The 21,438-nt window shown below is 36.6% G+C and carries 24 protein-coding genes and 2 pseudogenes; 10 read left to right on the forward strand and 16 right to left on the reverse strand.

The features are described from left to right. Positions 1-3 precede the first annotated feature (3 nt). The 3 genes and pseudogenes from ACQVV1_RS20695 to ACQVV1_RS20705 all read left to right on the forward strand — a co-directional run bounded on the left by ACQVV1_RS20695 (position 4) and on the right by ACQVV1_RS20705 (position 2,889). A complete protein-coding gene (locus tag ACQVV1_RS20695) occupies positions 4-648 on the forward strand; it encodes an acetoin utilization AcuB family protein (RefSeq protein ID WP_000634565.1) in 645 nt (214 codons plus the stop codon). Then, on the forward strand, positions 645-1,811 hold the full coding sequence (gene acuC / locus ACQVV1_RS20700; protein ID WP_080468436.1) for an acetoin utilization protein AcuC: 1,167 nt from the start codon (positions 645-647) through the stop codon (positions 1,809-1,811). Before ACQVV1_RS20695 ends, acuC begins: the two co-directional genes overlap by 4 nt. A gap of 202 nt (positions 1,812-2,013) precedes the next feature. Then, positions 2,014-2,889 (forward strand): annotated as a pseudogene (locus ACQVV1_RS20705) (alpha/beta fold hydrolase). Positions 2,890-2,946: 57 nt separating this feature from the next. On the opposite strand, the gene ACQVV1_RS20710 reads toward ACQVV1_RS20705, so the two are convergent. The 3 genes from ACQVV1_RS20710 to ACQVV1_RS20720 all read right to left on the reverse strand — a co-directional run bounded on the left by ACQVV1_RS20710 (position 2,947) and on the right by ACQVV1_RS20720 (position 5,505). Continuing rightward, positions 2,947-3,234 (reverse strand): hypothetical protein, encoded by a 288-nt coding sequence (locus ACQVV1_RS20710; protein ID WP_242252470.1) that lies wholly within the window; start codon positions 3,232-3,234, stop codon positions 2,947-2,949. A gap of 125 nt (positions 3,235-3,359) precedes the next feature. Next, positions 3,360-4,049 carry a response regulator transcription factor gene (locus ACQVV1_RS20715; RefSeq protein WP_063222470.1) on the reverse strand — a complete coding sequence of 230 codons (690 nt, stop codon included), beginning with the start codon at positions 4,047-4,049 and terminating at the stop codon, positions 3,360-3,362. A gap of 1 nt (position 4,050) precedes the next feature. Then, on the reverse strand, positions 4,051-5,505 hold the full coding sequence (locus ACQVV1_RS20720; RefSeq protein WP_431169448.1) for a sensor histidine kinase: 1,455 nt from the start codon (positions 5,503-5,505) through the stop codon (positions 4,051-4,053). A gap of 149 nt (positions 5,506-5,654) precedes the next feature. On the opposite strand from ACQVV1_RS20720, the gene ACQVV1_RS20725 reads away from it, so the two are divergent. From ACQVV1_RS20725 to mscL, 3 genes are all read left to right on the forward strand, one after another. Further along, positions 5,655-6,335: an ankyrin repeat domain-containing protein gene (locus ACQVV1_RS20725; protein ID WP_242252468.1), complete on the forward strand. Its 681-nt coding sequence runs from the start codon at positions 5,655-5,657 to the stop codon at positions 6,333-6,335. A 78-nt stretch (positions 6,336-6,413) separates the two neighbouring features. Further along, complete coding sequence (locus tag ACQVV1_RS20730; RefSeq protein ID WP_242252466.1) at positions 6,414-7,340, forward strand: Gfo/Idh/MocA family protein; 927 nt, start codon at positions 6,414-6,416, stop codon at positions 7,338-7,340. A 128-nt stretch (positions 7,341-7,468) separates the two neighbouring features. After that, entirely contained in the window at positions 7,469-7,867 is a 399-nt protein-coding gene (gene mscL, locus ACQVV1_RS20735; protein WP_000267001.1) for a large-conductance mechanosensitive channel protein MscL, read from the forward strand. A 49-nt stretch (positions 7,868-7,916) separates the two neighbouring features. Here the strand turns inward: mscL and ACQVV1_RS20740 are convergent, their stop codons facing one another. Next, on the reverse strand, positions 7,917-8,189 hold the full coding sequence (locus ACQVV1_RS20740; RefSeq protein WP_000636592.1) for a DUF3917 domain-containing protein: 273 nt from the start codon (positions 8,187-8,189) through the stop codon (positions 7,917-7,919). 152 nt (positions 8,190-8,341) lie between these two features. Between ACQVV1_RS20740 and dhp61 the strand changes: the two genes are divergently transcribed. From dhp61 to ACQVV1_RS20755, 3 genes are all read left to right on the forward strand, one after another. After that, the gene (gene dhp61, locus ACQVV1_RS20745) at positions 8,342-8,638 is read left to right on the forward strand and encodes a protein Dhp61 (protein ID WP_242252465.1); all 297 of its coding nucleotides are present in this window, start codon (positions 8,342-8,344) and stop codon (positions 8,636-8,638) included. Between the two features lie 80 nt (positions 8,639-8,718). Further along, entirely contained in the window at positions 8,719-8,952 is a 234-nt protein-coding gene (locus ACQVV1_RS20750) for a DUF3949 domain-containing protein (RefSeq protein WP_242252464.1), read from the forward strand. Between the two features lie 13 nt (positions 8,953-8,965). Beyond that, positions 8,966-9,328 carry a DUF4288 domain-containing protein gene (locus ACQVV1_RS20755; protein ID WP_309259422.1) on the forward strand — a complete coding sequence of 121 codons (363 nt, stop codon included), beginning with the start codon at positions 8,966-8,968 and terminating at the stop codon, positions 9,326-9,328. Between the two features lie 34 nt (positions 9,329-9,362). On the opposite strand, the gene ccpA is transcribed toward ACQVV1_RS20755, so the two are convergent. The 5 genes and pseudogenes from ccpA to ACQVV1_RS20780 form a co-directional block, all read right to left on the reverse strand. Beyond that, entirely contained in the window at positions 9,363-10,361 is a 999-nt protein-coding gene (gene ccpA / locus ACQVV1_RS20760) for a catabolite control protein A (protein WP_242252462.1), read from the reverse strand. Between the two features lie 417 nt (positions 10,362-10,778). Continuing rightward, a pseudogene (locus ACQVV1_RS20765) lies at positions 10,779-10,912 on the reverse strand (bifunctional 3-deoxy-7-phosphoheptulonate synthase/chorismate mutase); the annotation flags it as partial. A 112-nt stretch (positions 10,913-11,024) separates the two neighbouring features. Next, the gene (locus ACQVV1_RS20770; protein WP_242252461.1) at positions 11,025-12,041 is read right to left on the reverse strand and encodes a CamS family sex pheromone protein; all 1,017 of its coding nucleotides are present in this window, start codon (positions 12,039-12,041) and stop codon (positions 11,025-11,027) included. Between the two features lie 117 nt (positions 12,042-12,158). Further along, complete coding sequence (gene ytxJ / locus ACQVV1_RS20775; protein ID WP_001057490.1) at positions 12,159-12,485, reverse strand: bacillithiol system redox-active protein YtxJ; 327 nt, start codon at positions 12,483-12,485, stop codon at positions 12,159-12,161. Beyond that, a complete protein-coding gene (locus ACQVV1_RS20780; RefSeq protein ID WP_080468442.1) occupies positions 12,485-12,997 on the reverse strand; it encodes a DUF948 domain-containing protein in 513 nt (170 codons plus the stop codon). Before ACQVV1_RS20780 ends, ytxJ begins: the two co-directional genes overlap by 1 nt. Positions 12,998-13,184: 187 nt before the next feature. Here ACQVV1_RS20780 and ACQVV1_RS20785 point away from each other — a divergent pair, with 187 nt between their 5' ends. Then, positions 13,185-14,300 (forward strand): aminopeptidase, encoded by a 1,116-nt coding sequence (locus ACQVV1_RS20785; protein WP_431169451.1) that lies wholly within the window; start codon positions 13,185-13,187, stop codon positions 14,298-14,300. Positions 14,301-14,337: 37 nt separating this feature from the next. On the opposite strand, the gene ACQVV1_RS20790 is transcribed toward ACQVV1_RS20785, so the two are convergent. The 7 genes from ACQVV1_RS20790 to ACQVV1_RS20820 form a co-directional block, all read right to left on the reverse strand. Next, entirely contained in the window at positions 14,338-14,772 is a 435-nt protein-coding gene (locus ACQVV1_RS20790; RefSeq protein ID WP_242252459.1) for a hypothetical protein, read from the reverse strand. 15 nt (positions 14,773-14,787) lie between these two features. Beyond that, a complete protein-coding gene (locus ACQVV1_RS20795; protein WP_242252458.1) occupies positions 14,788-14,970 on the reverse strand; it encodes a hypothetical protein in 183 nt (60 codons plus the stop codon). Next, the gene (locus ACQVV1_RS20800) at positions 14,967-15,371 is read right to left on the reverse strand and encodes a PH domain-containing protein (protein ID WP_242252457.1); all 405 of its coding nucleotides are present in this window, start codon (positions 15,369-15,371) and stop codon (positions 14,967-14,969) included. The genes ACQVV1_RS20795 and ACQVV1_RS20800 overlap by 4 nt, the downstream gene beginning before the upstream one ends. A gap of 102 nt (positions 15,372-15,473) precedes the next feature. Next, positions 15,474-16,028, reverse strand: a complete 555-nt coding sequence (locus tag ACQVV1_RS20805; RefSeq protein ID WP_242252456.1) for a GNAT family N-acetyltransferase — start codon at positions 16,026-16,028, stop codon at positions 15,474-15,476. A gap of 164 nt (positions 16,029-16,192) precedes the next feature. Then, complete coding sequence (gene murC, locus ACQVV1_RS20810; RefSeq protein ID WP_060632578.1) at positions 16,193-17,503, reverse strand: UDP-N-acetylmuramate--L-alanine ligase; 1,311 nt, start codon at positions 17,501-17,503, stop codon at positions 16,193-16,195. Positions 17,504-17,755: 252 nt separating this feature from the next. Beyond that, the gene (locus ACQVV1_RS20815) at positions 17,756-18,874 is read right to left on the reverse strand and encodes a nicotinate phosphoribosyltransferase (protein ID WP_063222453.1); all 1,119 of its coding nucleotides are present in this window, start codon (positions 18,872-18,874) and stop codon (positions 17,756-17,758) included. 61 nt (positions 18,875-18,935) lie between these two features. Next, positions 18,936-21,438, reverse strand: a 2,503-nt coding sequence (locus ACQVV1_RS20820; protein ID WP_431169453.1) for a DNA translocase FtsK, incomplete at its 5' end; no start/stop codon positions are given.

A 21,438-nucleotide genomic window follows, 5' to 3' on the forward strand; every position in this document is an offset into this window, starting at 1 on the left:
GGAATGATTGTAGAAGAAATTATGAATCAAGATGTGGTGACACTACACCCAAACGATACAATCGAAACAGCAATCCGAACGATACGCACGAAAGGCATTCGGCACATTCCAATTGTCGATCAAAATAATCATGTCGTAGGCATTATTTCTGATCGGGATGTAAGAGATGCAAGTCCATCAATTCTTGATGAACAAGTTCCACTCGCTATGCTGAAACAACCGCTCGACCTTATTATGAAACAACCTGTTATGACTTGCCATCCTCTTGATTTCGTTGAGGAAATTGCTACCTTATTTTTTGAAAATAAAATAGGGTGCCTTCCTGTAACAAAGGCTGGAAAGTTAGTTGGAATCATTTCTGAATCCACTGTACTGCACACGTTAGTGAAATTAACAGGAGCACATCAACCAAGTTCACAAATTGAAATTCAAGTAAAAAATGAACCTGGTATTCTTGGAAAAGTCGTTGCTATTTTTAGTGATTTGCAAATAAATATCGTGAGCGTTCTCGTCTACCCAGCAAAAGATGAGAATGATAAAGTACTCGTTTTCCGCATTCAAACGATGAATCCGCTAAAAGTGATTGATGCACTTGAAGCAGAAGGCTACCGCGTATTATGGCCGAACATCATGGGGATGCAAGCATGAGTAGCGCGTTTATTTATTCGGATGACTTTCGGGGCTATTCGTTTAGCCCTGATCATCCCTTTAACCAACTGCGCGTCACACTTACGTATGATTTATTACAAAAAGGCGGTTTTATCTCTCCCTCTCAAATCATCTCACCACGGATGGCTACAGATGAAGAGATTGCCTACGTTCATACAGAGGAGTACATAAATGCGGTAAAACGTGCTGGAGAAGGTAAGTTAGAAAAATCGATTGCGATGACATATGGGCTCGGAACAGAAGATACACCGATGTTTCCAAATATGCACGAAGCAAGCGCATTACTCGTTGGCGGTACGTTAACTGCTGTCGATGCTGTTCTTTCAGGGAAAGTAAAACACGCGCTTAATTTAGGCGGTGGCTTACATCACGGTTTCCGCGGCAAGGCATCTGGCTTTTGCATCTATAACGATAGTTCCATCGCAATGAAATATATACAGAAAAAATACGGTTTACGTGTTTTATATATTGATACAGATGCTCATCACGGTGATGGTGTACAATGGTCTTTTTACGACGATCCTAACGTATGTACCATTTCCTTACATGAAACGGGGCGTTATTTATTCCCCGGAACTGGCGCTGTAAATGAGCGCGGACAAGGTAATGGCTATAGTTATTCTTTTAACGTTCCACTCGATGCTTTTACAGAAGACGAATCGTTTTTAGATTCATATCGAACTGTCGTAAAAGAAGTTGCCGCATACTTTAAACCGGATATTATTTTAACGCAAAACGGAGCCGATGCACATTATTACGACCCACTTACACACCTTTGCGCAACGATGAATATTTACCGTGAAATACCAAAGCTTGCTCGCGAAATCGCTAATGAATATTGCGATGGTCGCTGGATTGCTGTCGGCGGCGGTGGCTATGACCACTGGCGCGTCGTCCCAAGAGCTTGGGCACTCATTTGGCTCGAAATGAACAACATCCAAAACATCTCAGGTTATCTCCCTCCAGAATGGATTGACGCTTGGAAAGGACAAGCAGAAACAGAACTTCCCCTCACATGGGAAGATCCAGACAACATGTATAAACCTATCCCCCGTAAACCAGAAATTGAAGAAAAGAATGCATTAACTGTAGCGAAATCCCTTGAAATTATTCGGAATAATATGACAAAATCTTTGTACTAAACGAAAAGGAGGCTCGTTTTTGAATAGCCTCCTTTTATTTATTGTCGGTTTCTGTCGGTAAGTCGATATATTTTAATAATCGCTGATATATTTCAGGTTACGCCGATATATTCTGATAATCGCTGATATATTTTGAGTTGCGCCGATATATTCCAATAATCGCTGATATATTTTCATTTAGTCACAGTCTGGCCCAATTTTCATGAGGAAAGGTCGTGATATTATGTGGAAACAACAAATGATCCACACGAAACGTGGCACATTCGAGCTTTTTACTAAAGGCAGTGGCGAACCACTTTGCATTACACATCACTATTCACAATTTAATGAAACTGGTGATTACTTTGCAGATGTTTTCACTTCTACGCATCGTGTATTCCTCATTAATTTACGAGACGCTGGTAACTCAGCAAAAGCCAATTCTGAAAAAGAATTAAGTATGATTGAAACGATTCACGACTTAGAAGCAATTAAAGAAGCTTTGTAATTTTCCACATGGCATTTCGCTGGCCATTCAACTGGCGGTATGCTTGGAATTTTATATGCAATCACATATCCAAAATCCTTACAATCATTAGTCGTGGCCGGAGCCGCAGCAAGTAACTATACCGAAACACCATTTTGTATTTATCATCCGGAACATCCTCAGTTTCATTATATGCAACAACTCATTGAAAACTTAAAAAGCCCTCACCTTACAAATGAAGAACGGAAAGAACTATCTACGAAGAGAACAAAATTATCATTGTATAAACCAGAAAACTACAATTCTTATTTTGATAAACCAATCACAAAAATAATGTCTGCTAGCCGGATGAACGCTTTCAATAAAGAATATCCTTTATTTGATTTAAGAGAGTATTTACCTTCTATCAATACAAAGACCCTTATTATGTGCGGACGACACGATGTGCAATGCCCGATTCAGTACTCTATCGAGTTGCATGAGGGTATACGTAATTCTATATTCGTTCCATTTGAGGACAGCAACCATTATCCTTTTTTGGAAGAAGCTGCTCAGTTTACTTCTACTACTCAAGTATTTTATAAATTATTACGTCAGTACTGTTATTATTAAGGAAGTCTAAACAATGACAAAAAGCTCAAAGTCTCTATATGACTATGAGCTTAATTTTTAGAAGAAATATTTCATACTAAAAACAACTAAAAGAACACAAGAAATAACAACTACACCCACATTGAGTAATACTGCCTTTTTATCTCCTTCTTTTAAACTTACCATAAAACTAGAAATTATTTTAATTCCAAAAAAGACCATCATAAATAACCCACCGAAATGATCATTCGTATAATCTTCATCAAAAAACATTTGTATTGCACCAATAATTAATAAGATAAGTATGATATTAGTTCCAATTTTTAAAACCTTGCTTGATTTATTATCTTTTAATGTCTCCCCCAAAATGTAGCACTCCCTCTCATGCTCTCCTATTTTTTATTCCTCTTTATATTTTAACATGAATTTCCTATTTTTCTTTTTTGTTCGAATAACATACAAAAAAACCTGCCAATTACTCGGCAGGTTCCCTACACATTAAAACGATAACCAGCTCCCCACACTGTTTCAATATATTGTGGGTGAGCGGGATCTCTTTCAATTTTTTCACGTAATTTTCTAATGTGAACGACAACAGTGGCTAAATCACCAGCAGAGTCTAATCCCCAAATGCGTTCAAATAACTGTTCTTTATTTAATACTTGGTTTGGATGCGTTACAAAGAATGTTAATAAATCAAATTCCTTCGTTGTAAACGCAATTTCTTCATTGTTTATAAAAACTTTTCTCGCCCTTTGATCAATAGAAATTCCGTGAATATATAACGTATCGCGTTGCTTACTTACATTTCCTGATAATCTTTCATAACGAGAAATATGGGCTTTTACTCTTGCGACTAATTCACTTGGGCTAAACGGTTTCGTTATATAATCATCCGCCCCTAAACCGAGCCCGCGAATTTTATCTATATCTTCTTTTTTTGCTGAAACAAGTAAAATTGGAATATCTTTTATAGCTCGAATTTGCTTACAAATTTCAAATCCATTCATCTTTGGAAGCATAATATCTAAAATAATTAAATCGTAGTCTTCTTGCAGGGCCATTTGTAAACCTGTTTCTCCAGAGTGTTCTACATCAACTTGAAAATCACTAATTTCTAAATAATCTCGCTGTAATTCTGCAATGCTTACTTCGTCTTCTATTAGTAAAATTCTTTTCAAATTACTCACCACATTTCTCTACTTTTTCCAATGAGAAGAAAATACTTGTGCCTTTCCCAAGCTCGCTTTCCGCCCAAATATTCCCGCCATGTTCTTCAACAATTTGCTTCGCTATCGCTAAGCCAAGTCCACTTCCACCTGTACTAGAATTTCGCGATTGCTCTGCACGATAAAACCGTTCAAAAATATAAGGAAGTGTATCAGATTCGATACCTGATCCATTGTCCATTACTTTCACAATAACTTTATTGTTATCACTCCATACTGTTACAGTAATTTTCTTTTCTTCTTTATCCATGTATTTCACACTATTATGAATTAAATTTGATATCACTCTATTTATCTTTTCGCAATCAGCCGTTACATATAGTGGTGATGCATGTAATTGTAAGTTAACTTCTATACCTTCTTTACTTAAATCCATCTGCATCTCTTCTATTAATTCTTGCATAAACATATTTAATTCAACCGTTTCAAACTGAAATGGAACTCGATTCAAATCGAGCTTTGAAAATAAAAATAATTCATCAATGAGTGTATCCATATGTCTTGCTTTCGTATGGATAGTCGTTAAGTACTTATCCATTTTTTCTGGTGTATTTGCTACCCCGTCTTTTATTCCTTCTACATATCCGATAATTGAGGTAATCGGTGTTTTTAAATCGTGAGAGATGTTTGAAATGAGCTCTTTTCGATTTTCTTCATACTGTGTTTGTATCTCTATCGACTCTTTTAATTTCTTTCTCATTTCTTCAAATCCTTGATTCAATTGCCCTATCTCATCGTGCGATGTAACTGGTATTTGAAAATCTAAATTTTCTTCTTTAATTTTCTCAGTCGCATCTTTCAATACAAAGATTGGTTTTATCACACTTCTTGAGACGAGATAACTTAATAATCCAATAAGCAACACGGCTAACAGTAAAAGTGATACAAACAAAATCGGAAATAATTTTTGTGTAAGATCTACAAATGAACTTTGCTTTTTTAATACAAATATACTCCCCTCTTCTTCCTGAGGAAAATAAAAATCAAACTTTACATATCGATAAAATGTATCACCTAGTTCCGTTGTACCACGACTATTAATATTTGCTGATTCAAATTTTGGAAGAGCTTCTTTTAAAGATACACTTTCAAATACTTTTGTAGTATAAGAAATGGTCTCTCCCTTTCTTACAACTATTTTCACCCCTTCTTTTTCAAGTGATGAAACGAACGATTCATCTAATAGTTGAGATTGATGTTTCTTTGCTGCCGACTTCAACTCAATATACGCATTCTCTTCTTCTGGTGTAAGTGGCTTTTGAATGTAAGAACTTTTATAGAAATTTTTCACTGACTCCAAATCACCTGTTATCGAAAAAACGATTAAAAATCCTGCAACTAATATAAGCGTAATAGAAACGAAAATGACAGCGATATAAGAAAATAAAAACCTTGTTTTAATAGACATATGTTACATCCTCACTTTATCAAACCTTATTACTAATAAGCATAAAAATATATGTTCAAATACTCAAGCGATTTTATAGTAATTTTAGCGTCAGTTTATAAAAATTTAATGTTCTTATTTTACAGTTGAAATTAGGAGGTTGAGATTCCATGTTCAAAAAAACATTAAGCATGATATGTTGTGTAATTTTTTTGCAAGGATGCTCGCAAGAACAAGAAGTTAAAAAGGAGATGACAAACATGGAGACCGCGCTACTAACAGCTACTGAGAAACAAGAAACGAATACTGTTATATCGTTACTCAAAAAAGGGGCTGACATAAATATAACAGACAATAAAGGACGTACTCCTCTTATGATTGCTACATACAAAAATGATGTAAAAACCGCCAAAGCGCTTATCGATGCGGGGGCCGACGTAAATATCCAAGATGATATGCAAAACAATCCCTTTCTTTACGCTGGTGCTGAGGGTTACTTGGATATTTTAAAACTAACGATTGATGCTGGGGCTGATCCAACGCTTACGAATCGATACGGCGGTACAGCTCTTATTCCAGCCTCAGAACATGGCTATATTAATATTATAAAAGAACTCCTCACACGAACAAATATCGATGTAAACCATGTAAATAACCTCGGATGGACAGCTTTAATGGAAGCCATCGTACTAAGTAACGGAAATGAAACACAACAACAAGTCATTCGCCTTCTTATTGAACACGGTGCAGATGTAAATATTCCAGACAACGATGGGGTTACCCCGCTAGAGCACGCTCGCGCTCATAACTTTAAAGAGATAGAGAAGATTTTGTTAGAAGGACATAAGTAAAAGCTAATTTTTGCCTTCCTCCCCCGCCCTATGCTACATTTAAGCCGTTACATCAATATTAATAGGGTGGGAATAAGAATGAACAAACCTAAAATTGGGATGATTGGACTTGGAAGTATTGCACAAAAAGCCTATCTTCCAACACTTACAAAAGAAACAGATTGGAATTTTGTAGGGGCGTTTACACCTAACGCGGAGAAAAGGAAACAAGTTTGCCAGCAATACCGTATTCAAGACTTTCATTCTATTGAAACGTTAGCTTCAGAATGTGATGCAATCTTCGTTCATAGTTCAACTGCTACGCATTATGAGATTGTTTCTGAACTTCTGAAAAAAGGAATCGATGTTTATGTAGATAAGCCGTTAGCTGCTACAGTGGAACAAGCTGAGAAACTAGTCGAATTGAGCGAACAGTACAATCGAAAGTTAATGGTCGGATTTAACCGCCGCTTCGTTCCTATGTACGTTGCGGCAAAAGAGCAAGCTCATGATATTTCGTGGATTCGAATTGAAAAACACCGTTCAAATAAAGTCGGGCCATATACGTACGACTTTACGATGTTAGATGATTACTTACATATTGTAGATACTGCTCGCTGGTTAGCTAATGATGACCTTAACGTCGTTCACAATATGATGCAAATCAATGAAAAGAATGAACTTCTTTACGGACATCATACATATACAACTCCAAGTGGACTGTTACTTTCTACAGCGATGCACCGCCATGCCGGTACAAATTTAGAACAAATTGAACTTGTAACGACAGGGAAAATCATTCGTGTAAAAAATATGAATACATTTGAAGTTGAAGAGGAAAACTCTGTTTCACAAAGCGGTTCACCATCATGGGATACGACGTTAAAACAGCGCGGTTTTGAAGATGCTGTTCATCATTTTATTGACTGTGTACACGGAGATACAAAGCCATTAGTAGATGGTTTGGAAGGATTAAAAACGCAGCAACTGTTGCAATCTTTACTAGATGATGTAAATAAAAATTAAAACGGATACATTTTTCAGAATTTACTTTCATTCCCATTTCCCCTTTATTTCTCTCGCAAATTTCTATAGAATATGTTGATAGGAATTATAAATTTCATAATGAATCGTGGAGAGGATGGGATTAACACATGTGGAACGAGTTTAAAAAATTCGCATTCAAAGGGAATGTAATCGATTTAGCTGTCGGGGTTGTAATCGGTGCTGCATTCGGTAAAATCGTTAGTTCTTTAGTAAAAGATATCATCACACCATTACTTGGTATGGTATTAGGTGGCGTTGACTTTACAGATTTAAAAATTACATTTGGTAAGTCATCTATTATGTATGGTAACTTCATCCAAACTATTTTTGATTTCTTAATTATTGCAGCGGCTATCTTTATGTTTGTTAAAGTATTCAACAAACTAACATCTAAAAGAGAAGAAGAAAAAGAGGAAGAAATTCCAGAACCAACAAAAGAAGAAGAACTTCTTGGCGAAATTCGCGACTTATTAAAACAACAAAATTCTTCTAAAGATAGAGCATAATTGAACGGATAAAAAGGCATGTCCCGAGGGGACATGCCTTTTCTATATACTATAACGTTTCCGAATTCATATGAATAAATAAAATAATACCAGCAACCATAAGTACCATAATACTACCTGCAAATAGTGTAATACCCATAAACATTAAACTTGTGCTCATATCCACTGATACACTTTCAATAAAAATAGAAATTACATACGTGATAAGGGCAATTCCTGCAAGAATACTTCCTGGAACAAATCGCTTTAAGCCATTTTGTTTTAACGTCATATATGCAAAAATAGCAGTCATACAAAGCGTAATTATCCAAAGAACGATCATCTTTTCTCCCCCCTCACAAACCTTTTCTTTCTATTATACATGACATTGCCCTATAATAGTTGAATTTGCACTTATGTGACATATAACAAGGAATACCCCCAACTGTAGCGAAAGCATTACAACATACACTTACACAATGAGGAGTGGTTCATTTGGAATATACTACTGTAGGGGATTTAGAGTTAGTCGAACGATTCGATTATGTTACGATTGACTTAAACAAACAGTTTTTTTATATCGAAGTTGTAAATCTACAAAGCAATAAAGCTGTACTAAAAATATCAATGAACTTAGAAAAAGACGAAACGATGATAGAGGGAAATACAATTCAGTACGATACTTTGCACATAGAGGCATTATTACAAGGGTTAAAATGTATTGCACAAACATGTATTGATTGCAATTTAAGCAACCAAGAGGAACTGTTCGCATTTCTAGAAGAAAATTAGCCCCAATTAAAAATGGTTATTTTTTACATTAATTGATATAATTATCATATACAAATATTCTTTATAAGGGAGTGTTCATAATGATTTGGATTTCACTAATCGTATTAGCCTATTTCATCATTCTCGTCCCAATACAGTATAACTATATGAAGATGCTCAAAGAAAAACAGAAGAAAATGAATGCCTCACAAAACGAACTATATGACAACATGTCTTATGAAGAATCCCAAATACTCTATCATCAAAGTAACGTCTTTACAATACCAGCTTCACTTGTAGCAAGTATTGTTTATAAAATGAAACATTCGGCATAAGGAGATTTCCCAAATGTACGCTGTACAATTATTGTTTGAATCTGTTCATTCTGGTGAGCCTGATCCTACGAAAATTGATGAGCATTATGAAGAGAGTCACGATACACTTTTTGAAGAAAGTATTATTCTTGTTAAAGCAAACAGTATAGAGGAAGCTCACGAATTAGGTGAAAAGATAGCTATACACTCTGAAGAATCGTACGATAATATGTACGGTGAGCAAGTAACGTGGACGTTTCGAAAAGTATTGCATGTGTTTGAATTAGACGATACACCATTTGAAACGGGAAAAGAATTGTACGCAAGATTTTTACACGTTAAGAAAAATGAAACGGTAGATACCGTAGTAAAAGCATACTACCCTGAATATGAATAAAAGCTCACAGCAAATGCTGTGAGCTTTTTTATACTTACTTCGTTGAATCTCTAAATTGGATACGATGAGGTAAGATAACAGTGTGATCTTCCACTTTTTCTTTGTTCATATACTTTGTTAATAGACGCATTGCTACTGCACCGATATCATACATTGGTTGTACAACTGTTGAAAGCTGTGGACGTACCATTAATGCAAGGCGTGTATTATCGAAACCAAGTACTTCTACATCAGTTGGTACGTTTAATCCAGCGTCTTGTGCTGCATGAATTACACCTAGTGCCATTTCGTCAGAAGATACGAAGATCGCTGTTGGCTTCTCATCACTGCTCCAAAGCTTTTCGAAAGCTTCGATACCTGAATCATATGTGTAATCTCCATCGATTACAAGATTTTCATCATATGAAATACCTACTTCTTCTAGAGCTTGTTTATAACCTTGTAACTTCTTCGCGCTTCCCGCTTTATCAATGAAAGGACCAGAGACGAAACCGATACGCTTATGTCCTTGCTCAATAAAGTGCTTCATTGCGTCGTAAGCTGCTTGTGTATAATCGATATTTACTGATGGCGTTTCATTTTGCTCATCAAATGACGCTGCTAATACGATTGGTACTGGAGACTTTTTGAATTCTTCAATGTGAATATCTGTAATATCTTCACCCATGAAAACAATTCCGTCTACTTGTTTTCCAAGCATCGTATTTAATAAATGGAACTCTTTCTCTTTGTTTTGGTCAGAGTTACTTAAAATGATGTTATATTTGTACATCGTTGCGATATCTTCAATTCCACGAGCAAGTTCTGCATAAAATGTATTTGAGATATCAGGAATAATAACACCTACTGTAGTTGTCTTCTTACTTGCTAGTCCACGTGCTACCGCATTTGGGCGGTATCCTAAACGATCAATTGCTTCTAATACTTTCTTTCTTGTTGTAGGCTTTACATTTGGGTTACCGTTCACAACGCGTGATACGGTAGCCATTGAAACGTTCGCTTCGCGCGCTACATCATAGATTGTTACGTTCATCTCATCGCACACTCCTTCTATTTTTGTTATCTATTTTTATGTATCGGTTACTTGAATGAAAAAAAGACATCAACTCTATTTGCAGATGCCACCAATCGTCCCGAGTTCTTCCTTTTACTAATGATACGATAAAAACGCAGGCTCATACAATATTTTCCCGCAAAAGTTTCGAAAAAATTCGCTTCTTTTCTCGTATTTTCGTATTTTTTATAAAAAAAAGGGCATTTTTTGTAAAAATATAGATGTTTCATAAGTAGAAACCTCATTTTAAGCAGTAAGATAGTAAATGAAATTTATATCGGCGATTTTTTTAATATATCGATCGCAGCTCGAAATATATCAGCGATTTTCCAAATATATCGACTTACCAACAAGAATCGACAATGATAGTCATTTGATGCGCTGGATCTGGAAGTACTTCACAACTGACAATAGAAGATCACGGCGTCCTGTAGAATGCGTTATATCGACAACGCCAGGGGTAAATAGGTTTCTTTCTTTAAAATCGGCACAGCGGAAATATGACGCGTATAACGCGGCGCTCTTTCAAATTCTTATATGTTACTTTATAGCTGATATATATACGATTTTCAAATCCCCTCTCAACAAACAACGTACACTTTCATTTAAAATAAAAAAAGACAGTTTAAACACTGTCTTTTTTTACAAGAAGGAAACAAACGGTTTATCGCTGTTTTTCTCTTTTATAACAATTGCCTCGATTTTATTCTCGGACTTTATCTGTAATTGCACTTTTGCACCTTTCGGTAATTGTTCTAACATACTTTGAGCAGCCAGTTGGGTAAGGGCCATTAATTCTGTTTTACCGTTATATTTAATAACAATATTCATATTTAATGTATCCATTTGATCTTTCTTATAAGAAACCTTAGCATTTACTGGGATAAAGTCTCCAGGAGAAAAACCTTTCATTGCCTCAGCAAATTTATTTATTTTTGTATTATCTTCTCCATGTGCTTGTGTAAATTCATCAGAAGGATATGAATACGCTTTTTCTTCAATCGTATTCCAATTTCCAAGATTCGTATCATTTTTTTGAACGGTAGCACTAGCAATATACGTACCATTTTTTAAAGAACTTGTACTTTCTTGCTTAAAGATAGCAAACGTAATTGGGGATTTATTATACTTGTCATTTTTATGAATAGCTTCAATAAGTTGCTTGGCAACTTCGGTCCCCTTAGACATTGCTTCTTCATTCGATACGCTTGAAGACATAGCTAAACCAATCATAACACCAGATAAACTTAGTTCGTTTGAATTCTGCTTCCCGAAATAGTCTTGTTCTATAATATTTGTCAAAACGGGTGCTTCTACTTTGGCGACTAGTTCATCAACTAACTTCTCAGGAATATACTGATTTAATTGAAGCACATGATTTTCTGTATCAAATTGCTCTTTTGCAATATTCATTAAACCATTTTCATACTCTGCTAAATCTAATTTAGAATTTGTTTTTATATTAGCTGTATTTATAACCTTTTGTTCTTTTAAAGGGATTACAGTTCTATAATAATCTTTAGAAACAGCAGTTCTCGGGATCATGCTTTTTTCTTTCGTATCTTTCTGTATAACTTCATCCTTCTTACTAATCGTATCATTACTACAAGCTCCTAGTAATAGACTTACGACCGCGAAAGATAATGCCATTTTCTTCATTACTTAAAACCTACTTTCAACAATCTAGTTATTTAGTTTGAACTATTAACAGTTTACCATTAAATATATTTCAACAAAAACAAAAAAAAGAAGCAAGCACCTTTCGCTTGCTTCTTTTTATTTAATATTCTCTTCTAAAGCATCTTTTTTAATATTCCAATGAGATGTATTCCATACTACCATCCCATCTTTTATGTATAAAACTTGCGGAGATTCATGTTTAATGCTGTACTGTTCTGCAACACGATTCGAAACATCTCTCGCATCTTGTACGTATAAGTAATACGCTGGTACCGCTCTTTCTTCACTACAATAAGCTTGGAATTCTGTATAGGCACCATGACTAATCGGGCATGTCGTACTATGTTTAAAAAGAACATAAGGTTCGTTTTTTTCTACTAGTACTTCAAGCTCTTCAATTGTTTCAACTTTTGTCATATTCATCACGATTCACCTCTCATACGAAGTCTAGAACGCTTCTCTTTCTTTTCAGCTTTCTTCTCAAGTCTTTCTAGTTTACGCTCTTCTTTTTCAACCTTTTTCTCTTGTCTTGTCGAACGATAATGATTGTATACTTCAATTGCTGCGCTACTCCACTGTACAACTTGCGCTACTTTATCTGCATTATTTTCAATTTCGTCCGTAACAGACTCTGATACATTACGAAGTTTCGTATTTAAAGAATGGATTGTCGTTCCAATTCCATCTACACCCGATACCACTTTATTTAATGATTGTGATTTCTGTTGGATGTCATCAGCTAACGCATTTGTTTTATGTAATAATTGCTCCGTCTCTACGCTAATCCCTTGCATTTGCTTTTCTAAACCTTCTAACGTGCTTGCAACGTTTTCTAACGTCTTCTGAACCGATAACAACGTTCTGCATACATACACTACTAATACAGCGAAAGCAACCGCGATAATAGCTGCACTTACATATAAAAGAACTTGCATTTCATCACTTCCTTTATCTTTTTCATACTTTCCCCTATTATACAATCATTTTCCGTTTCGTTCTAATCCCTATCTTTTCATTAGAATTTTCATACTTATTCGTCAACTTTAACATAAATGATTCAACAAATTCCACTAAGTAGGTTACAATAGGGGAGGATACATAATTAGTAGGGAGGCTTTACATATGAAAGATCCACGCATTGAAAAGTTAGCATACAATTTAATTAACTACTCTATCCGCTTACAAAAAGGTGAAAAAGTATTAATTGAAAACTTTGGCTTACAAAAAGAACTTGTAACTGCACTTGTAAAAGAAGCATATGCAGCTGGTGGTTTCCCATTCGTTTCTTTAAAAGATCATCAAGTAGATCGCTCTTTATTAATGGGTGCTACTGAAGAACATTTCGAACAAATCGCTGCGTATGAAGCAAGCGTAATGAAAGATATGGACGCTTATATCGGTCTTCGCTCTGGCGATAACATTAACGAACAAGCTGACGTGCCAAGTGAAAGAATGCAAATTCACGGTCAAACAGTTGGTAAGAAAGTTCATAGAGACATCCGCGTTCCAAAAACACGCTGGGTTGTTCTTCGCTACCCAAATGCTTCTATGGCGCAGCTTGCTAAAATGAGCACAGAAGCTTTCGAAGATTTCTACTTCGAAGTTTGTAACTTAGATTACGGTAAAATGGATAAGGCGATGGATAGCCTTGTTACATTAATGAATAAAACAGATAAAGTTCGCTTAACTGGTCCTGGAACTGACTTAACATTCTCTATTAAAGACATTCCAGCTATTAAATGCTCAGGTCATTTAAACATTCCAGACGGTGAAGTATACTCTGCACCAGTTCGTGATTCTGTTAACGGTACGGTTTCTTACAACACACCATCTCCTTACAACGGTTATACATTTGAAAATGTACAACTTAAGTTTGAGAACGGCCAAATTATTGAAGCAACTGCAAACGATACAGAACGCATTAACAAAATCTTCGATACAGATGAAGGCGCACGCTACGTTGGTGAGTTCGCAATCGGCGTAAACCCATACATCTTACATCCAATGGGAGATATCCTATTCGATGAAAAAATCGATGGCAGCTTCCACTTCACTCCTGGACAAGCTTACGACGATGCATGGAACGGCAACAACTCGAACATTCACTGGGATTTAGTATGCATTCAACGTCCTGAATACGGCGGCGGCGAAATTTACTTCGACGACGTACTAATCCGTAAAGACGGACGCTTCGTTGTACCTGAACTAGAAGCTTTAAACCCAGAGAACTTAAAATAAAAAAAAAACGCTCGGGATTTTCTCCGAACGTTTTTTTTTAATACTCTAATAACTCTTTTGCCACATCTTCTGGCACTTTAAAACTCATTTTCTTATTTTTCATTTCAACTTCCACATACGGGACATCTTTATATACTGTCATCACACCAATTTCATGTAACTCTTTTTTATCTTTACTCGACTCCGATAATTTTGGTGTATCTTCTTGATACATTGTAAATGTTTTCCCTTGCGGAGTATCTAAAGGAGCCGATTGCATTTCCCACTTATCCATTTTCATGACTTCAAACAGCTTTTCAATTTCTTTCTTATCGGTAATTACTTTTTTCTCACTTGAATCAGTAAGTGATTCAATTTCAACTTTTTGTGCCTTTTCTAAGTTCATATCTGCCTTTTCCTTCTTCGTACTACATCCTATTAAAAGAACGGATGCGGTTAGCAAAAGTAAAAATAACATAAGGACTTTTTTCATTTCTAATCCTCCTAACTACATAGAGCTACTTTTCTCGCTTTTTGTTTGCTGAAAATGAAAATAATATAAAAGCGCCACTGCAATAGTACCAATTAATATCGGAACATATAAAGGCAGATGCCATTTCGTATATACTTTAGTGCAGCCAACAAGCACAAACAAAATTTCCAAACAAAACAATGGTTTTACATATTTCATATCTTGCCTACCATTTCTATTTTTACATTTGGATTCTCTTTCTCGATAAGCGCCAAAAATTCATTCCTATCTTGCGGCATTGCAACCATATGTACTTTGTATGCATTCGTCGTAATTTCAAGGTATTTTCCAACTTGACGAACAACTCTTATATCTTTTAATACAACATCATCATTTAAAATGCCGTACTTTAATACACCATTTTCTACTTTATGCTTTTTAATAAATACCTCCCAAACGAGTGGCACATTTACAATAAGGCATAAACCCATCCCAATTAAAGCTGACATCCACTGGGATTTATTTGTGACAATCATGACAAGTGGATATACAAACATAAAGGCTAACGTGAGACAAACAAAAATTACTACTGACTTACTTCTGTGGATTGGAAAATTCATACACGCACCTCCTATCCTAAATTATACCATTAATTCCATTTTAGTTCATAAAAAAAGGCCATTTCTGAATGACCTTCTTAAAGAATATACCTATAACATTTCTTACTTATCTTGAATCTCTATCCACTCTGAAGCTAGTAAACTATATACAGCGATATCGTGAAAATGATCATATAACCATTCTTCATCTCTTAAAATACCATCTAACTTAAACGCTAAACGCTCTGGAATAGCGCGGCTTTTCACATTTTCAACACCGCATCTAATTTCCATTTTATTTAATTTTAAATTCTCAAATGCATAGTGAAGTACAGCCTTCACGCTACGCGTCATAATACCTTTCCCGCCAGCATCTTCTGCAAGGTAATACCCAAGACTCGCTGCTTTCTTCCCCCAACTTACTGGATGAATACCTACCATCCCAACGAGCTTTCCTTTATAACGTATACCACTTTCAAAACCGTCTCCCTCTGCAAACTTCTTTAACCACATCGGACAAATCTCATCATAAGCATCAGCAGATTTCATGCCATCTACCCAAGGAAGCCATCTTCTTAAATGGTTACGGTTTTGATTTATTAATTGATATAGTTCCTCTTTATGATGTTTTTCTAATAGTTGTAGTTCGATTTCTTCGTCTACTCGGAGTGTAAACATGGTTTTTAGCTCCTTTTAATTTTCTTATTATTCTAACACTTATAATTAGAAAATACCCCTCAATATATCAACGATTTTTAAAATATATCGACTTACCGACCAAATTCGACAACAATACTACACAACAAAAAAAGACGCACAGCCACAGCTATGCGTCTTTTCTATTACTTCTCTGCAACTTGAACTTCTTTTACGTAAGCTGCTTCGAATTTTTGGATGTCTCCTGCGCCCATGAAAATTAGAACGCCGTTTTTATGTTTCTTTAATACATCCGTTGTTGTATCTGTAATTAGTTCTGCACCGTCAATACGCTTCTGCAGATCTTCGATTGTTAATTCACCTTTGTTTTCGCGCGCTGATCCGAAAATATCACATAAGTATACTTGGTCAGCTTTGCTTAGGCTTTCAGCGAACTCATCTAAGAACTTTTCTGTACGTGAGAATGTGTGCGGCTGGAATACAGCGACAACTTCACGCTCTGGATGTTTTTGACGAGCTGCTTCAATCGTTGCATTAATTTCTGTCGGATGGTGTGCGTAGTCATCGATAATAACTTGCTCTCCCATCGGCTTTTCATTAAAGCGACGTTTTACGCCTTCAAAAGTTGTTAGCTGATGCTTAACTGCTTCTACATCAACGTTTTCATAATGGCAAAGCGCGATTACTGCTAATGCATTTAATACGCTGTGGTTGCCGTATCCTGTAATTTTGAACGTGTCATAGTACGTATTACGAACGAATACATCGAAAATAGTACCATCTGTTCTCTTTTGAATGTTACGTGCTTGGAAATCATTATCTTCTCCAAATCCATAGAAAATAACAGGTACTTTCGCTTGAATTTTTTGAAGTTCTTCATCATCTCCACATGCAATAATGCCTTTTTTCACTTGCAATGCCATCTCTTGGAATGCACTGAATACATCATTGATATCTGTAAAGTAATCCGGATGATCAAAATCAATATTTGTCATAATCGCATAGTCTGGATTGTAAGACAAGAAATGACGACGATACTCACAAGCTTCAAATACAAAATACTTACTATTTTCTACCCCATGCCCTGTTCCATCTCCAATAAGGTAAGATGTAGGGTGTGCACCTTGCATTACATGGGCTAACAAACCAGTTGTTGATGTTTTTCCATGTGCACCAGTTACAGCAACACTTGTGTATTGGTTCATAAGATCACCTAAGAAGTGATGGTAACGATGTACTGGGATGTTTAATTCTTTTGCTGCTACGATTTCTTCATGCGTATCAGGAAATGCATTTCCTGCAATAATCACTTGTCCTTCTTTTACATTACTTTTATCAAAAGGAAGGATTGAGATACTACGCTTTTCCAACGCTGTTTGTGTAAAGAAACGCTTTTCATAATCAGACCCTTGAACAGTATGCTTCATGTCATGAAGAATTTGCGCTAATGAACTCATTCCTGTTCCTTTAATTCCTACAAAATGGTAAACTGTCATCTTAAAGAACCTCCAACATTTCGAACTAATACAACGGCCTATCTATAAGACAGTATATGAATCTTTTCTTATTTTGGTAATCATCATACATTTTTGATGTAGTGAAGTTATTCTTCCCTTCACTTATCAGGATAAACTCGTACGTACTTCTTTTTTATGTCCATAACAAATCCATTATAGCAAAAAAGAAGCCGCTATACTATGATAACAGAAAAACTGATAGGGTCAATCACCTATCAGTTTTTCTCTCTTTTACATATCTTCTCTTTTTTCTAATTGAACACGCTCTAGACGTGGATTCGGACGATATTTACGGCCAGCTTTCGCTTCTGGTTTTCCATTTAATTCTACGTTATCACCAGTAAAGCCAATATTCATTTTTAATAAGCTACTTCCTACCCCGTATATATCAACCGGCACGTTTTGAGCTTCAAATTCACGAATACGCTTCTCATCAAATCCACCAGTTACAACGATGTCTACATGCTGGAATCCTTCATCATCAAGTGCTTTACGAAGTGCAAATACAAGCGATGGGTTTACACCACGTGGATCGAATGTTCCAAGTACTTCTGGGTGGCGAATGAAGTATTGATCTATCATTGTGCGAGATGTATCTACACGTACACCTTTTAATGTTGATCCAAATTCACGCGCTACGCGAAGTGCATCTGTAATGACATCATTATTGTAATCAATTAATACAACTAATTCATCTTCTGGGAATTTCTTATGATATGCTTTTGCCGCTTCAACAACATCACCATTAAACATTTGAATTAATGCGTGAGGCATTGTCCCCATACCACTTCTGCCCCACCATTCATTCATCGCATGCGTCGCTTGTGCGCTCATACCTCCGATGTATGCTGCATAACCGTCACCAGCTTGTTGTGTATAATGATCGTCACGGTCTCCCATGAAAATAACTGGTTTTTCTTTATCTACACTACGTGCAGCTTGGACAACGTTATATACGTTTGTCGCAACCGATGTACGACGAGCTAAAATCCCATCAATGACACCTTCTAAAAATCCGAAATTTTCATAAGGACCATGAATTGTTAACACTGTTTCAAATGGACTAATATTATCGCCATCTTTTAAAGAGTTAATTTCAAGTTCCTCAGGATTTTTAGCGAATGTTTGTAGCAATGCAATTACTTCATCTGTTCCGCAAAGAACTGCATTTTCCTTTTGGAAAAATTGCATCGTTACAACACTTTTCGGGCGAAATTCTTCAATGATTTCTCTAGTTTTTAAAAAGTAAACGGCAGAGAACCAACCTTCTCCAACACGTTCGTCAAATTTAAATGTTCTATTTGTTAGTCTATTTATTTCACCTTTTAATTTTAATTCAATTTCTTTCATGTCGCTTTACTCCCTACTTTACTATCCAACATTTTCTATTAGTATACAGCAAAACCATTTACTATACATTTGTTTCCTGCATAGCAGCGAATTCATCCTCAGAAATAAGGACATCTCTCGGTTTCGTTCCTCTTCCTTCAGAAATAATCCCTTGCGATTCCATCTCTTCAATGAGACGTGCCGCGCGATTATAACCGATGCGGAATTTTCGCTGTACAGAAGATGTGGACGCTCCCCCTTGTTCTACAACAAATTGACATGCATCAAAGAACAATTCGTCTTCCGACTCAGCTTGTTCTGTTTTCGCTAATAAATCCTCTTGCTTAAATAAGTAGTTCGGCTTCATTTGCTTTCTCACATGATCAACTGTTTTCTCAATCTCATCATCCGATACATATACACCTTGTACACGAACTGGTTTAGACGTACCGTTTCCTAAGAATAACATATCACCACGGCCAAGTAATTTTTCCGCGCCCCCAATATCGATAATCGTACGCGAATCAACTTGAGATGATACTGTAAACGCAATACGCGTTGGAATGTTTGACTTAATTAAACCTGTAATAACATCTACAGATGGACGCTGCGTCGCAACTAATAAATGAATACCACACGCACGTGCTTTTTGCGCAATACGACAAATCGCTTCCTCAACATCACCAGGTGCTACCATCATTAAGTCGGCTAACTCGTCAATGACAATAACGATATAAGGTAATGTCTCTCCTGGAATTTCTCGCCCACTTACAATCGTATTGTAACGAGTTAAATCACGAGCACCAGCGTGCGCAAACAATTCATAACGACGCTCCATTTCTTCAACTGCCCACTTTAAAGCCGCTGTCGCTGCTTTTACATCCGTAATAACAGGTGCTACAAGATGTGGGACAGAATTGTATGGTGCAAGCTCAACCATTTTTGGATCGATTAACATTAACTTCACTTCATGCGGTTTCGCTTTATATAAAATGCTCGTTAAAATTGCGTTAATACACACACTTTTACCAGAACCTGTTGCACCCGCAATAAGTCCGTGTGGCATTTTTCGAATATCCGTTACAATCGGATCGCCTGAAATATCAAGTCCAAGCGCAACTGTAAGCGGTGATTCACTCTTTGTAAACACAGGACTTCTTAAAATTTCACGAAGAAATACTGGCTTACTCTCTTTATTTGGAACTTCGATTCCGATCGCACTCTTCCCTGGAATCGGCGCTTCAATACGAATATCTTTCGCAGCTAAACTTAACTTAATATCATCACTTAAGTTTGTAATTTTATTTACTTTCACACCTGGATCTGGCTGTACTTCAAAACGAGTTACTGCCGGACCTTGCGACACATTAATAACATGTGCGCCAACATGGAAATTATTAAACGTCGTATCTAATAATTCTTTCTGTTCATCCAACCATTCCGTATTATCTAACGCTGCTTGCTGTGGAATTGACAACAACGTTAATGGCGGAACAGCATATGTCGGTGGTGTTTGCAATACATTTCGCATATCGTTCTCTCTTTGATTTACAACATATGCTTTCTCTTGTACTTCCGTACTCGAAATTGGCTTTTGTACTTGCTCTACCACTACTTGTTGTACTGGACGTTCTTCCACTTGTGGGTCTACTGCCACTTGCTGCACTGGCTTTTCTTCCACTTGTGGTTCCACCACTACTTGCTGCATTGGTTGTTCTTCCACTCGTGATTCCACCACTACTTGCTGCATTGGTTGTTCTTCTACTTGTGGTTCCACTACCATTTGCTGCATCGGTTGTTCTTCCACTTGTGGTTCCACCACTACTTGCTGCACTGGGCGTTCTTCTACTTGTGGTTCTACTACCCCTTGTTGCATTGGGCGTTCTTCCACTTGTGAGTCTACCACTACTTGTTGCATTGGTTTCTCTTCCACTTGTGAGCCTACCACTACTTGTTGCATTGGTTTCTCTTCCACTTGTGAGTCTACCACTACTTGTTGCATTGGTTTCTCTTCCACTTGTAGGTCCACTGCCACTTGTTGCACTGGTTTCTCTTCCACTTGTGGGTCTACTGCCACTTGTTGTACGGACTTCTTCTCTACTCGTTCACTCATAGAAGCTTGCATTGCATTCGTTCTAGCCGCATGTCTTTCCATTAATCTCGTTCTGTCTTGTTTCAACATAACAACATTAAATGGTACATGACGCTTTTTCTCACGTTTTGGTTCTTCTTTTTGTACAACTGGTTGTTTTTCCGCAATCGGCGCTTCTTCTACAACTGATTGTTCTTCTGCAATCGGTGCTTCTTCTACAACTCGTTGTTCTCCCACAATCGGTGCTTCTTCTACAACTCGTTGTTCTTCTGCAATCGGTGCTTCTTCTACAACTGATTGTTCTTCCGCAATGGGTGCTTCTTCTACAACTCGTTGTTCTTCCACAATCGGCGCTTCTTCTACAACTCGTTGTTCTTCCACAATCGGCGCTTCTTCTACAACTGATTGTTCTTCCACAATCGGTGCTTCTTCTACAACTGATTGTTCTTCCGCAATGGGTGCTTCTTCTACAACTCGTTGTTCTTCCACAATC

The organism is Bacillus basilensis, from assembly GCF_050630465.1.
GTDB lineage: Bacteria > Bacillota > Bacilli > Bacillales > Bacillaceae_G > Bacillus_A > Bacillus_A basilensis.

Bases quoted from the DNA above. Each gene is read 5' to 3' on its own strand.
- ACQVV1_RS20720 (WP_431169448.1), bottom strand. From the start codon at position 5,505: ATGTCTATTAAAACAAGGTTTTTATTTTCTTATATCGCTGTCATTTTC.
- ACQVV1_RS20750 (WP_242252464.1), top strand. From the start codon at position 8,719: ATGATTTGGATTTCACTAATCGTATTAGCCTATTTCATCATTCTCGTC.
- ACQVV1_RS20725 (WP_242252468.1), top strand. From the start codon at position 5,655: ATGTTCAAAAAAACATTAAGCATGATATGTTGTGTAATTTTTTTGCAA.
- ACQVV1_RS20755 (WP_309259422.1), top strand. From the start codon at position 8,966: ATGTACGCTGTACAATTATTGTTTGAATCTGTTCATTCTGGTGAGCCT.
- ACQVV1_RS20815 (WP_063222453.1), bottom strand. From the start codon at position 18,874: ATGAAAGAAATTGAATTAAAATTAAAAGGTGAAATAAATAGACTAACA.
- ACQVV1_RS20740 (WP_000636592.1), bottom strand. From the start codon at position 8,189: ATGATCGTTCTTTGGATAATTACGCTTTGTATGACTGCTATTTTTGCA.
- ACQVV1_RS20805 (WP_242252456.1), bottom strand. From the start codon at position 16,028: ATGTTTACACTCCGAGTAGACGAAGAAATCGAACTACAACTATTAGAA.
- mscL (WP_000267001.1), top strand. From the start codon at position 7,469: ATGTGGAACGAGTTTAAAAAATTCGCATTCAAAGGGAATGTAATCGAT.
- ACQVV1_RS20695 (WP_000634565.1), top strand. From the start codon at position 4: ATGATTGTAGAAGAAATTATGAATCAAGATGTGGTGACACTACACCCA.
- ACQVV1_RS20770 (WP_242252461.1), bottom strand. From the start codon at position 12,041: ATGAAGAAAATGGCATTATCTTTCGCGGTCGTAAGTCTATTACTAGGA.
- ACQVV1_RS20730 (WP_242252466.1), top strand. From the start codon at position 6,414: ATGAACAAACCTAAAATTGGGATGATTGGACTTGGAAGTATTGCACAA.
- ACQVV1_RS20785 (WP_431169451.1), top strand. From the start codon at position 13,185: ATGAAAGATCCACGCATTGAAAAGTTAGCATACAATTTAATTAACTAC.
- ytxJ (WP_001057490.1), bottom strand. From the start codon at position 12,485: ATGAATATGACAAAAGTTGAAACAATTGAAGAGCTTGAAGTACTAGTA.
- ACQVV1_RS20790 (WP_242252459.1), bottom strand. From the start codon at position 14,772: ATGAAAAAAGTCCTTATGTTATTTTTACTTTTGCTAACCGCATCCGTT.
- ccpA (WP_242252462.1), bottom strand. From the start codon at position 10,361: ATGAACGTAACAATCTATGATGTAGCGCGCGAAGCGAACGTTTCAATG.
- murC (WP_060632578.1), bottom strand. From the start codon at position 17,503: ATGACAGTTTACCATTTTGTAGGAATTAAAGGAACAGGAATGAGTTCA.
- acuC (WP_080468436.1), top strand. From the start codon at position 645: ATGAGTAGCGCGTTTATTTATTCGGATGACTTTCGGGGCTATTCGTTT.
- ACQVV1_RS20800 (WP_242252457.1), bottom strand. From the start codon at position 15,371: ATGAATTTTCCAATCCACAGAAGTAAGTCAGTAGTAATTTTTGTTTGT.
- ACQVV1_RS20795 (WP_242252458.1), bottom strand. From the start codon at position 14,970: ATGAAATATGTAAAACCATTGTTTTGTTTGGAAATTTTGTTTGTGCTT.
- ACQVV1_RS20780 (WP_080468442.1), bottom strand. From the start codon at position 12,997: ATGCAAGTTCTTTTATATGTAAGTGCAGCTATTATCGCGGTTGCTTTC.